At 69.2% G+C, this 12,788-nt stretch carries 8 protein-coding genes and 1 pseudogene; 3 read left to right on the top strand and 6 right to left on the bottom strand.

Annotation, left to right across the window (positions count from 1 at the left end; genetic code table 11):
• Both IFU11_RS17755 and tdh read right to left on the bottom strand, forming a co-directional pair.
• A complete protein-coding gene (locus tag IFU11_RS17755; protein ID WP_192019811.1) occupies positions 1-1,170 on the bottom strand; it encodes a glycine C-acetyltransferase in 1,170 nt (389 codons plus the stop codon).
• A 49-nt stretch (positions 1,171-1,219) separates the two neighbouring features.
• Positions 1,220-2,332, bottom strand: a complete 1,113-nt coding sequence (gene tdh / locus IFU11_RS17750) for an L-threonine 3-dehydrogenase (protein WP_137244318.1) — start codon at positions 2,330-2,332, stop codon at positions 1,220-1,222.
• 145 nt (positions 2,333-2,477) lie between these two features.
• On the opposite strand from tdh, the pseudogene IFU11_RS20425 reads away from it, so the two are divergent.
• Together IFU11_RS20425 and IFU11_RS20420 are read left to right on the top strand one after the other, a co-directional pair.
• Positions 2,478-3,341 (top strand): annotated as a pseudogene (locus IFU11_RS20425) (LysR family transcriptional regulator); the annotation flags it as partial.
• A 21-nt stretch (positions 3,342-3,362) separates the two neighbouring features.
• The gene (locus tag IFU11_RS20420; protein WP_244631922.1) at positions 3,363-3,839 is read left to right on the top strand and encodes a VOC family protein; all 477 of its coding nucleotides are present in this window, start codon (positions 3,363-3,365) and stop codon (positions 3,837-3,839) included.
• Here the strand turns inward: IFU11_RS20420 and IFU11_RS17740 are convergent.
• Together IFU11_RS17740 and IFU11_RS17735 are read right to left on the bottom strand one after the other, a co-directional pair.
• The gene (locus IFU11_RS17740; protein WP_192019809.1) at positions 3,836-4,315 is read right to left on the bottom strand and encodes a hypothetical protein; all 480 of its coding nucleotides are present in this window, start codon (positions 4,313-4,315) and stop codon (positions 3,836-3,838) included. The two genes, IFU11_RS20420 and IFU11_RS17740, sit on opposite strands and share 4 nt — an antisense overlap.
• Positions 4,316-4,499: 184 nt before the next feature.
• Positions 4,500-5,012, bottom strand: coding sequence for a hypothetical protein (locus IFU11_RS17735; protein ID WP_192019808.1), 513 nt, complete (start codon positions 5,010-5,012; stop codon positions 4,500-4,502).
• A gap of 238 nt (positions 5,013-5,250) precedes the next feature.
• On the opposite strand from IFU11_RS17735, the gene IFU11_RS17730 reads away from it, so the two are divergent.
• Positions 5,251-6,048, top strand: a complete 798-nt coding sequence (locus IFU11_RS17730; RefSeq protein WP_192019807.1) for a DUF2510 domain-containing protein — start codon at positions 5,251-5,253, stop codon at positions 6,046-6,048.
• A gap of 165 nt (positions 6,049-6,213) precedes the next feature.
• Here the strand turns inward: IFU11_RS17730 and IFU11_RS17725 are convergent, their stop codons facing one another.
• Together IFU11_RS17725 and IFU11_RS17720 are read right to left on the bottom strand one after the other, a co-directional pair.
• On the bottom strand, positions 6,214-6,606 hold the full coding sequence (locus IFU11_RS17725) for a DUF3040 domain-containing protein (protein WP_192019806.1): 393 nt from the start codon (positions 6,604-6,606) through the stop codon (positions 6,214-6,216).
• Positions 6,607-6,734: 128 nt separating this feature from the next.
• Positions 6,735-12,650, bottom strand: a complete 5,916-nt coding sequence (locus IFU11_RS17720) for a DUF4011 domain-containing protein (RefSeq protein WP_244631914.1) — start codon at positions 12,648-12,650, stop codon at positions 6,735-6,737.
• Positions 12,651-12,788: the final 138 nt, after the last annotated feature.

Raw genomic sequence — 12,788 nt, 5'->3', positions numbered from 1 at the left:
CTACCCCCGCGCCGCCACGAACGCCGCGACGCAGTCCTCGATGTCCTGCTCACTGTGGGCGGCACTGATCTGCACCCGGATGCGGGCCTCGCCGCGGGGCACCACCGGGAAGCTGAACGGGATCACGTAGATGCCCTGCTCCAACATCCGCGCCGCGACCTGCACCGCCTGCTGCTCGTCGTCGAACATCACCGGGATGATCGGGTGCGAGCCTTCCAGCAGCCGGAAGCCCTCCTCGGTCATGCGGGCACGGAACAGGTCCGCCTTGCGGAACAGTCCCTCGCGCAGCTCGTCACCCTCCGCCGCGAGCTCGACGGCCCGACGCGCCCCGGCGACGAGCGACGGCGCCAGGCTGTTCGAGAACAGGTACGGCCGGCCCGACTGCCGCAGCACGTCGACGATCTCCTGCTTCGCGCTCACATACCCGCCCGACGCACCACCGAGCGCCTTGCCGAGGGTGCCGGTCAGGATGTCGACGCGGTCCTGCACCCCGAACAGCTCGGGCGTCCCGCGACCGCCCGGGCCGACGAAGCCGACGGCGTGTGAGTCGTCGACGAGCACGAGCGCGCCGTAGCGGTCGGCGAGGTCGCAGATCTGGTCCAAGGGCGCGTAGAAGCCGTCCATCGAGAACACGCCGTCGGTGACGATCACGGTGCGACGTGCGTCGGCCGCGTTCATGAGCTGCTGCTCGAGGTCGGCCATGTTGCGGTTGCGATAGCGCAGGCGGCGGGCCTTGCTCAGGCGGATGCCGTCGATGAGCGACGCGTGGTTGAGCGCATCGGAGATGATCGCGTCATGCTCACCGAACAGCGCACCGAAGACCGCTCCGTTCGCGTCGAAGCAGGAGGAGAACAGGATGGTGTCCTCCGTGCCGAGGAAGGCGCTCAGCTCCTGCTCGAGGTCGCGGTGGATCTGCTGCGTGCCGCAGATGAAGCGGACACTCGCGAGCCCGTAGCCCCACTCGTCGAGCGCCAGCTTCGCCGCATCGACGATCGACGGCTCGTTGGCGAGGCCGAGGTAGTTGTTGGCGCAGAAGTTCCGCACCTCGCGGCCGTCGATCGTCACGTGACTGCCCTGGCGGGACGTGATCGCGAACTCGCGCTTCGTGAGGTCGTCGGCCTCGATGCGGTCGAGCTGGTCGCGCAGCTGCGTCTTGATGGTGCCGTACATGTCGTCTCCTCGGGGTCGAGTGGGCGGTTGAGCTGAGTGTGGCGGTCGCTCAGGCGGCGGTCGCGGCGTGGGCGGCGACCGGTGCCTGCTCGTCGACGACGCCGGTGATGACGACGTCGCGGGTGTCGGTCCAGTCGATGAGCACCTTGCCGGCCGCTCCCCCGCGCGCGGTGTCGAACGCGTCCTGCCAGGAGGCGAGCGGGAAGCGGGCAGTGACGAGCGACTCGAGGGCGTTGCGGAGTTCGGGGCTGTGGTCGACCATCGCGCTCGCGTGGTGCCAGGTGTCGAACATCTCGCGGCCGTAGATGCCCTTGATGGTGATCATGCGGGTGATGACCTTGGTCCAGTCGATCTCGATGTTGGTCGAGGGGAGACCGAGGAGCGCGACCTTGCCGCCGGTGTTGAGGTTCTCGATGAGCTCGCTGGCGGCGGCGGCCTGTCCCGACATCTCGAGGCCGATGTCGAAACCCTCGAGCATGCCGAGCTCGGCCTGGGCGTCGGCGACCCGTTCCTTCGAGACGTCGACGACGCGGTCCGCGCCGACGGCGAGGGCCTTCTCGAGGCGGTCGGCGACGACGTCGGTCGCGACGATGTTGCGCGCACCGGCGACCCGACAGACGGCGATGGCCATGAGGCCGATGGGGCCGCAGCCGGTGATGAGGACGTCTTCGCCGAGGATCGGGAAGCTGAGGGCGGTGTGGACGGCGTTGCCGAGGGGGTCGAAGAGGGCGCCGAGGTCGGGCGTGACCTGGTCGCCGTGGACCCACACGTTGGTGGCTGGCAGGACGACGTACTCGGCGAAGGCGCCGTCGAGGTTGACGCCGAGGCCGCGGGTGTGACGGCACAGGTGGCGGCGGCCGGAGCGGCAGTTGCGGCACGTGCCGCAGACGAGGTGCCCCTCACCGGAGACCGCTGCGCCCACGGGGATCCCCTCGACGCGGCTGCCGACCTCGACGACCTCGCCGGAGAACTCGTGGCCGGGCACGAGCGGGGCATCGACCGCGCCGGCCGCCCACGGGTCCCACGACTCGATGTGGAGGTCGGTGCCGCAGATGCCGGTGCGGTGGACGCGGATGAGGACGTCGTCGGAACCCATGGCCGGCATCGCGCGCTCGACGAGTTCGAAACCGGCGGTGTCGGGTCGTTTCCAGAGGGCGAGCAACGGCGTTCCTTCCTGCGGGAGCGGCGACGGCCGGTGGTGCCGGCTGTCGCGGACGGGCGTCCTTGCGCTGTCCTGGTGACCAACGTAGTCAGATCGATCCGTCATGAATATTGAGGGTTTCCACGCGACCAGTTAGCTTGAGCTGATGAATCTCTCTCAGATGCGGATCATGCGCGAGCTGGCCGAGCGCGGGACGATCGCGGCGGTCGCGCGGCACCTGCATGTCACGGCGCCGGCGATCTCGCAGCAGCTGGCCGCCCTGCATCGCGAGCTGGGCGTCGCGTTGACGTATCGGGTGGGGCGGGAGATCCGTCTGACCGAGGCGGGTATGGCACTGGCCGAGATGGCCGGGACGGTGCACACGCTGATCGACCGCGCGGCCGAGACAGTGCGCGAGTACGGCGGCGACACGGGTGCGCGGGTGCGAGTGGCGGCGTTCCAGAGTGCGGGGCAGGCGTTGCTGCCGGAGTTACTGGAGGACGCTGACGGCGGACCGTCGCTGGTGTTCGGCGAGCACGATGTCGCGCAACCGGAGTTCGCCGGGCTCGTCGACCAGTACGACCTCGTCATCGCGCACCGGATGGACCATGACGAGCCGTGGCCGTCGGAGCAGCTGTCGGTGACGACACTGCTGAGCGAGCCGTTCGACGTGGCGATGTCGGTGGACCATCCGCTCGCGGGCCGGTCATCGGTGTCGGCGGCCGAGCTCGCGGACGAGTCGTGGATCGCAGCGCACGCTGGCTTCGCGCCGGATGTCGCGCTGGGGGTGGTCGAGGCGACGGCGGGCGTGCGGTTCCACCGGGCGCATCGGGTGAACGACTACCACCTGGCGGCGTCGCTCATCGTGGGCGGGGAGCTGCTGGCGCTGTTCCCCCGGTACACGGCGCCGCGGGCCGACCCGCGACTGGTGCTGGTGCCGCTCGAGGACGTGCGGATCGCCCGCAACATCGACGTGCTCGCGCGGCCGCATGCACTGGCTCGGGTCGCGGTGGCGGGGACGCTGGAGCGATTGCGGGAGGGCGCTGATGCGCTGCAGCGGGCGCGTCCGTCGGCGCCGGTCGGGCCCGGGGTGCATCACGTCGAGGTGTGGCTCGCGGACGTGGAGGCGGAGCGTGCGAGCTGGGCCTGGCTGCTGTCGCGTATCGGGTTCTCCATGGAGAGCGAATGGCCGGGCGGCGAGTCCTGGGAAGCCGGCGACACCTACGTCACGCTGACGGCGTCGCCGAACCTCGGTGCGGAGTCGCACGATCGGCGACGTCCGGGCGTGAACCATCTCGCGTTCCGCGGCGGCACGCGGGAGGCTGTCGACGCGATCATGACGGCGGGCCCCGAGCACGGCTGGCGGCCCCTCTACCAGGATCGCTACCCGCACGCCGGTGGCGAGCAGCACTACGCGGGCTGGCTCGAGAACGAGGCGGGCTTCAAGGTCGAGGTGGTCGCGGGTCCCGCAGTCGACGCTCTGCACAGCCTCAACGCCGCCGTCCCACCATCAGCGCCTGAATGCTAGGCTTCACTCACCACATCCCCCACGCCTCTCATTGAAGCGCACTTGGGGGATTTTTTGTTCAGCATCGCCACCCGCGTCTCGACGCTGACGATCGCGATGATGACCAGGCCGACGCAGCCGAGCCCGGCGATGGTGTTGCCGCTGAGCAGGAAGATTCCGCCGAGCCCGAGGCAGACGAGCAGGAGATCATTGAAGCTCCCGGCCCGGGCTGTGACCGATAGGTCACGCTCAAGACAAGCCGACTCGTCGACCCGACCCTTCGCGAGGAGACGATCCCGGAGCATGTTGGATCCCAGGCCCGACGACATGACGATCACCGCGTAGGCAGCGGTCACCATCGGCAGCGGGACCTCCTGCCAGAGAACCGACTGGACGAGCCACACGAGCACGATGGCGGCTGCCACGGCGGCCGTGAAGATGTACCAGAGCTTCCCCATCAGGCTCCTCCCTCGCTGCGGTCGGCCGATGCCGAACATCTCATCGACGCTAGGCGCAGGGTGAAGTGACGTCAATGCACTGGTGACATAAGCCACACGCGTGGTCCGCGAGACCAGCTACTCCGCCGCTGATCGCGCGCCTCATGACGGTGCGGCGCAGGGTCAGCTCGCGACGACGCCAACGCCAGCGGGTCCGCTCAGAGTCGGTGGTCGGTCGCCCTCGTCACCGCTTGCCGAGATAGATCTCACTGGCACAGAGCGCAGCGACCTCTGGAAAGGTGAGGCCCGATTCGGAGGAAGCGAGCTCTGGCACGCACAACATGACCTCCATCGGCTCGATACCGAGCTTGTCGGTGACAGCGAGGACCGAACTCCAGGCTCTGGAGAAGTTGTCGGTCGTGACCGGCGTGCCGGTTGCGACCAGCGCCGCGGCAGTCGCCTGCTGCACTCGCTCGGAGGAGTACGAGCCGCCAACCACCTCGCGTGCTTGTTCTATCGGATCATCCGCAGTCTGCAGCGAAGGAGCGTCAGCTGGCGGCGACTGCATCGAGGACTGGCTGTCCGACTGGACGGCTGGAGGACGCGATCCGCCGACGACAACGCTGACGACGACGATCGCACCGATCGCCGCGATGATCGAGCACGCGATCAGAAACCGTCCCGCCTTCGTTTGCCTGAACTTCAGCGGCGCGGGTGGGTCTCCCCCGGAATCCGTTTCGGATAGCGGTTCAGCCATGCGGAGGTCACTCTCCATCGGGTCAAGTCGGAGTGGTCGATGCCGGCCGGGGATACCGGGCTCGTCGATCCACCTTGCGCCAGCCTCCCACGACTCGGGCGCGTGACCCATTCTGGGACTGATGACCCCCGCCCCTCCCCCGCCAGACTGTGCTTGGCCCGGTTCGCGGGTCCGTCACCTGCCGTCGATGATCCGATGCTGCTGCGGGTCGCGTTGACCCGATGCAAGGACCGTCCCCATGAGCTCGACCACCCCGCCCTCTGCCACGCCCGCCGGCTGGTACCCCGACTACGCGGACCCGACGCAGCAGCGCTACTGGGACGGTGCCGCATGGACCACCCACACCGCGCCCGCCGCAGTCATGTCTCCGCAGCAGGCGGCGACCACTCCGCTCGTCAGCCAGCCGCTCCAGCTGCAGAAGTCCGCGCCGCCCGCGTTCGCCGCCGCGCCGGTTCCGTCCCCGTACGCCACACAGCCCGGCACCACGTCCGGCATGAGTGGCAAGGCGAAGGGTTGGATCATCGCTGGCGCTGTCGTCGGTTCGCTCCTGCTTGTCGGTGGTGTCTCGAACGCGATCAACGGCGGACGGACCGAGCCGGTTGTCGTCGCCCAGACCGCAACCCAGACGCCGACAGCAACACCGACACCGGTTCCGACCGCGACGGTCGAGCCCATCGCCGAGCCCGCTGCGCCGGCCGTGGTCGATGTCGCCGCCTTCCAGGCGGGCGCAAGCAAGCACACCGCCGACATCGACAAGGACCTCGACGACATGGTCACCACGCTGGCCGAGGGCGGCACGTGGCGGTTGATCTCGAACACGGCCGAGATCAGCTTCAACCTCGGTCAGCTGGAGTCGCTGGACGTACCGGCGTCGATCGCCGCCGAGTGGGCGCCCGCCCTCATCGGGCTGCAGACCAACCTCGACACCCTGACGACGGCGGTCTCGGGCGGCGACCCCGCAACGATCCAGGGCGCGATGGACGGCGTCCGCGCGTCGGCCGCCGTGCTTCGAGACATCGGTACTCGGGCGGTGTAAGGCCTAGCCTGGCCGTGCTTCGCGACGTGGGCACTCGGGCGGTGAAAGTTGACGCTCAAATCCGACCGCATGATCGAAGGATCGTTTCCTGGGTGGGGAGATCAAACTGGCCGAGATGGTTTGGCAATGACGGCCAACTGATCGACGTCTACTGACTCCTCGGCGCTACCCGCGGTACCCGCGCGACCGAAGGATGCGCTTGATCTGCCGCATCGCGTCCAAGTGTTCCTGCTCAAACTGCCACGGCGACGCCGTGAATTTGAGTCCACAAACGCCGACGAGTACAGCGGCAAGCGCCACGAGGATGGCCGCGGGACTGAACTGGCCTTGGATCATAACGATGACGCCCGCTGTGCACAGGAGCAGCGCCAGCAACGCTCCGGCCACGGCCATCCAACGTAGTCTTGGGCGACGTTCTGCCGCGGCACGTTCACCCCGAAATGCTCGTTCAAAGACGAGATCCTCGTTGCTCAACTGGTTCAGCGGCTGACCAAGCGTTGAGTGGTCATTTAGCGTCACGTTACCCGTCACGTGCCACTCCCCCTTGATGTCACGCATGTCTCCCCCTACTTCACTCTGTCGGTGGCGCGCCGCGGCTTGCGGCACTCCCGGAACGTGAACCCAACATAGAAGCAAGGTCTGACATCGGCAGGGCGTGAGGCGTACTGGAGCGTGCGGCGCTCGTCTCAGGTGTGAAGGGCGACGATCGTGTCCTCGCCGTTCCGCGCCAACCTCCCCGATGCCAACCCGAACTCGAGCGCCTCGTCGAGGCGGGCTCCGATCGCGGAGGTGACTCGCTTGCCACCGAAGATCGCGAGGGTCTCGCGTCGGAGTTCGTCGGGCGAGAGGCCGGCCGACTCCTCCGCGGCGATCGCCATCGCGTTCGCGATCTCCGCCAGGGAGATGTGCTCGATCGCTCGGGCCGCTTCGGCCGAGGACTGCCGCGCACCACGCCAGGTGAGTGGGTCGATCGACGTCGGCCAGGCGAACGGTTCGTCGGAGCGATCCAGCAACTCGGCCGGGACCTTGTCGAGGATCGACTTCGCCCGCGAACCCACCACCCGGTCGAGACCGAACGCACCCGCGACCAGCTTCGCCAGACGCGTCACGTGGATTGGCCCCTCGGCGTCCACCGCCGCACGGATCGCGCCCTGCACCGCGACGACCGACTGACGACCCGGCAACCGGTCGAGCACTTCGATCCCGCCCAGCGTGGGTGCGTCCCAGGGCTGGTACTCGGACAGCTCCGGGTGCCGGTCGGACGTGTCCGCCACCGGCACCGCCTCGACGGGCTGCGCCACGCCGACCTTCCGGTCGCGGAACTCCGACAGGGTCTCCAGCGACGCCAGCCGCTCCGACCACTCGCGCACGCGGGCGCTGCGAACGGGTGCGGGCGCATCCAAATCATCGGGAGCGACATCGGCATCATCGGCAACCGACGCATCAGTCGCCTCCGACTCCGCAACACCCGACACCTCGGCCGCCGCGCTCCCCGCAATAGCCCGCTCCGCCGCAGCCTCAACCGCCGCGACCAACCGGTCCAGCACCTCCTCACGGTGGTGCAACCACTCCGGCAACCACACGCGCTCGACGCCCGGCCACCGCATCAGGCCGCTGAGCACTTCGACCGGCAGTCCGTCACGGTCCGCGACCGTACGACGCTCACGCCACGACGCCCCGTCGAGCAGCACCGCCACCAGCGGCCGGTCGGGCTCCGCCTCCGTCGCGATGCTGATGTCGACTCGGAAGTCCGACAAACCGACGTCCGTCCGCACGGCATGCCCTGCGTATCGGAGCTCGTCGGCGATCTCGTCGCGGTGGCGGTCGATGATCGACTGACGACGCCCATCCTCGCCGGCGGCTTCGCTGCCCCGCTGCGCCAGCTCCAGATACGCCTTCAGGTGCTTGATGCCGATCGACGACGTCTGCTCCGCCCGCAACTCCGACGGGTCGAAGCTCGCGAACAACACCACCTGCCGCCGCGCCCGCGTCACCGCGACGTTCAACCGCCGCTCGCCACCGGCTCGCGTGAGCGGCCCGAAGTTCAACGGGATCACGCCCTTCTCGTTCGCACTGAACGCGATCGAGAACAGGATCGTGTCGCGCTCGTCGCCCTGCACGTTCTCCAAGTTCTTGACGAAGAGTCCGTCCTGCTCGTCGAGCGCCAGCGCGATCCGCGGGTCGGCACTGTCGCGCAGCAGATCCTCGATCAGCGTCCGCTGCTGCGCGTTGAAGGTGATGACCCCGAGCGACGGCGTCTCGTCCGGCGAGGCCTCGAAGCGACGCGAGATCTCCTCGACGATCGCCTGCGCCTCCACCGGGTTCGTCCGCAACGACTTGCCACGACCGCCCCGCTCGAATTGCCCGTCGAGCCGCACGAACGCCAGCCCGTGACCCGCGACCCCACCGTCGCCCGCACCCGCGAACGGCGCCGGGAACGACGACAACTGGCTGTCGTAGTAGTGGTGGTTCGAGAACGCGATGAGCGACTCGTCCTGGCTGCGGTAGTGCCACGACAGCCACTTGCTCGGCACCCGCGCCTGCACGCACTCGGAGAGGATCGACTCCTCGTCCTGCAGCACCTCGCTCGTGTAGTCGGCGTCGTCGTCGATCGTCGCACCAGCCTCGGCGAACGTCGTCGGCGGCATCTGCTTGCTGTCGCCCACGACCACGACCGAGCGCGAACGCCCCATCGCCCCGATCGCGTCGGCGACCCGGATCTGCGACGCCTCGTCGAACACGACGATGTCGAACAGCTCGGCGGCGGCCGGGAAGAACCGCGCGACCGACTCCGGGCTCGCGAGCGTGCACGGCATGATCTGCGTGATGAGCTCGCCGAAGTTCTCGAGCAGCGCACGGACGCTCATCCCGCCGCGCTGGCGGTCGATCTGGCGACGCAGACCACCGACCTGACCGCTCTCCGACTGCGAACTGAACGTCCGCAAGCCGAGCACCGACGCCGGGATCGCCCGAGGCAGTTCCTCGCGCACGGCCTTCACGCTCGTGGTGAAGCGGGTGACACTGCGGTTGTGAGCGGTGGCGTCGAAGGCGTCGAGCGTGGTGGTGCGCTCGCGCTCGTCGATCGACGCCTGCGCGAGGCCCTTCTCGAACGCGAGCGTCGCGTCCTCGGTCTCGATGCGACCGACGAGGATCGCGGCACGGACGTCGTCGAGACCGTGGGTGCGGAGCGGCTCGATGACCCGCACGAGGTCGAGCCAGCGTTCCAGGACGACGGGCTCGGCGGCGTCGAGACGGCGGGCGTCGCGCGTCGACCACCAGGCCTGCAGGAAGCCTTCGCCACCCGACCACGCCGACAGGCGCTCGGTGCTGACGGACGCGGTGCGCAGGAAGTCGCTCCAGGTGCTCGCGAGCGTCGTCAGTGCCTGGGCCGCCTGCTGCGACGGCTGGGTCGTGGCATAGTGGTCGCGGACGGCGGTGATGAACGCGTCGTCGGGCGTGCCCGGCAGGCGGAAGCCCTCCGACAGCCAGCGGTACCAGCCGAGGAGTTCGCGGACGGGTTGGGTCGGCTCGACAAGGGGGTTCCAGCGGTCGCCGACGAGCGGCAGGGCGGTGGACCGGAGCGTGCCGCGCAACTGGACGAGACGGCCCTGCGCCGCCTTCGCCTCGGTGAGCTGCGGCACGAGCTGCTTGACCTTGAATGAGGTGGCGTCAACGGCGAGCTCATCGCTCAACTGCGCGAGCGCGGCCCGGAGCCGCTTCTTGCGACCGAAGAAGCTCGACGCAGCGGCCTGCTCGGCGGCGTGGAGGGGGCCGGCGATGTCGCGGTCGAGGATGGCGGGCGTGAAGGTCGAGCGCCACTCGGCCTGGGCGTCGCGGAGCTGCTCGGCGGCGGCGAGGGCGTCGTCGAGCCGGGTGAAGTCCTCGGGCCTGGTCCCCGCCATCAGCGCGCCGATCGGCAGACGCGGTGCGGCGACGGCGGTCGACCAGAGGCGGAGGTCGGGGCGCGACGCGAGGCGCAGGGCGTCCATCGGGAGGCCTGCGTCGAGGGTCGCTGCAAGGGCTGCGTCCAGCGCTCGGCCGGCCTGCTGCACGGTTGCGGCGTCGAGCCCGGGAGCGGACGGGCCGTCGAGGAACGCCCACGGGTGCGTCGTGCTCGGGCGTGCGAGGTCGGAGCGCTCGGGGAGGTCCCGGAACACCTGCCGCAGCTGCTCGAAGGCCTCGGACGTTCCGGCGGCGACGAGCTGCTCGGGGATCGCCATCGGGACGAGGTCGTGGTCCATCGCGAGCAGTCGACTCCGCGCGGAGTAGAGGGAGAAGCCGGCGGCGTTGACCTCGTGGAGGCGATCGGCGTAGCGGGTGAGGGTGCGAAGGCCGGACTCGGACAGCTCGCGGTTGGTGCTCAGCGCGTCGACGTCGGCCTTGGTGCGGAGGTCGAGGCCCGTCTTGATCTGCGCACGGACGACGTTGGGCCGTGCACCCTTGTCGTGGAGGTCCAGCGAGAACGCGCCGAGTCCGACGTCTTCGAGTCGCTGCTTCACGACGTTGAGCGCCGCACGCTTCTCTGCGACGAACAGGACCTTCTTGCCCTCGGCGAGCGAGCGGGCGAGGAGGTTGGTGATGGTCTGCGACTTGCCGGTTCCGGGAGGGCCTTCGAGCACGAAGGTGCGGCCGGCGACCGCCTCGGCGACGGCGTCGAGCTGGGAGGAGTCGGCGGCGACCGGGCAGTCGAGGCCGAGGCGGTCGAGGTCGGTGTCGGTCTGCGCCGGCATCGGGTCGGCGTAGGCCTCGAGCGGCGAGTTGATGAGGTGGTCGACGAGGCTGTTGGAGGCGAGCGTCTCCCAGTTCTCGTCGAGGTCCTTCCACAGCCGGTACTTCGCGAACTGGAGAATCGACAGCGACGCCGTCTCCTCCACACGGAACGGGAGGCCGGCGTCGAGGATCGCCTGGCGCACCGCGGTGAACGCGGCCGGGAGGTCGATGCCGGAGCCGTCCTCGACGGGGTTCGCGAGTCCGGGGATCTCCAGGCCGAAGCTCAGCCGCAGCTTCTCGAGCAGGCAGTAGTTGGGTGTGGAGGAGCCCGACTCGTCGAGGGTGAGGCGGTAGGAGGAGCCGCGGCTCGTGGTCGTGAGCGTGACGGGCACGAGCACGAGGGGTGAGCGGAGGTCGCGGTCGCCGAAGCGCCAGCTCAGCATGCCGAACGCGAGGTAGAGGTTGTTGGCGCCGGTCTCCTCGACGATCGTCTTGGCTTTGTAGGCGAGGGCGCGGAGCTTCGTCGGGTAGGCGGCCTCGGTGACGTCGATGAAGGCGCTCTTCTTGTCTTCGAGGAAGGTGATGCGGTCGCTCTCGGCGAGGTCGCGGCCGAAGCGGATGCCGCGCTGCTGGTCGATCGTCGCGACGGTGTCGGAGGCGACGAGGGTGAGCGGGGTGCCGTGGTTGATGCTGTCCTCGAGGCGGCCAAGCGCGGGGCCGGGGACGGCGAGCTCGAAGCCGGAACGGTCGGTGTAGTTGATGAGCTTGTTGCGGAGGCTGAGGTCGAGGAGGGCGTTCTTCCAGGTGGACACGCGCTTCGGGACGTCGGGGCCGTGGCCGGCGGCGGTCGATTCGGCGGTGGCCGGGGCGTCCTGCGTGAGGGCGCGGGCTTCGGGTGCCTGGTAGAGGGTGACGACAGGTTCGCCCTCGGCGTTGATGCGGCGGCTCGGCAGCGGGTAGATCTTGCGGAGGCGGGCCTGGACGACGTCGGTGATGCCGATGAAGTCGTCGAGCGGGCCGGCGAGGTGTTCGGTGTGGGGCCGGCGGGAGGCGTCCGCGAAGGTGATGGAGGTGCCGGTGAGCATGGTGGTCTCGATGACGCCGATGCGGCCGAGTTCGAGGGAGTTGACGGCTTCGGAGACGTCGGTGCTGGCGACGACGTCGAGGGTGGTCTGGACTCGCCAATAGCCGAGGAAGATGTGGTCCTTGAGCAGCCAGAGGAGGGGGTGGATGCCGATGGCTTCGAGGACGGACGCAAGCAGGATGGTGGTGTCGAGGCAGGTACCGAGGTGGCTGGTGAGGACTTCCTCGGGGGTGCGGACCTTCTGGCCGCTCTGGCCCCAGCTGGCGGGCGGTTCGGCGTAGCGGATGTCGCGGGCGCGTGCGGTGTCCCAGACGGCGGCGACGATGGCGTCGATGCGGGCGGGGTCGTCGAGTTGGTAGGTGGCGAGGGAACTGTTGCCGGTCTGCTTGTCGAGGAGGTCGGAGACCTCGAGCATGAGCTCGCTGACGACGAGGGCGTTGGGTTGCACGTGGGCGGCGAGGAGTTCGAGGCCGAGCTGCACGGGTGCGGCGATCCACTGGTTGGACGCGAGCACGGTGACCGGGCTCTCGACCATGCCGAGCTGGGTGCCGGCGGCGTCGCGGACGGTGACACGGATGACGCCGGGACGCTGCTCTTCGACGAGGAGCATGCGGCGTGGGTCGAGGAGGACCTCGGGGCTGCGGAGGAGGGTGGTGCGGTCTTCGCCGAGGTCAGCGAGGAGCACCTTGGTGTCGGCGAGGGCGCCGTCGGCGGTGACGACGTCGATCTCGACGGACGCCGCCCGGCGTTCGCCACCGTGGTTCTCGAGGACGATCTCGTCGATCACCGCGATGCTGCAGTGCGCCATCGCGTAGCTGAGCGTCGGCGTAGCGCTGACGCGGATGGAGACGGATGAGGGGCCTGCGGCGTCTGCGGCAGACGAGGAGCCTGCGGCGCCGTCAACGGAAATGGAGCCTGCGGCGCTCTGCCGGTCTTCCGCTTCGCG

Origin of the sequence: Plantibacter sp. CFBP 8804 (assembly GCF_014841225.1) — a bacterium.
Classification (GTDB): domain Bacteria; phylum Actinomycetota; class Actinomycetes; order Actinomycetales; family Microbacteriaceae; genus Plantibacter; species Plantibacter auratus.
Note: the sequence above shows the minus strand (reverse complement) of the source record. Positions and strands in the feature narration are given on the sequence as shown.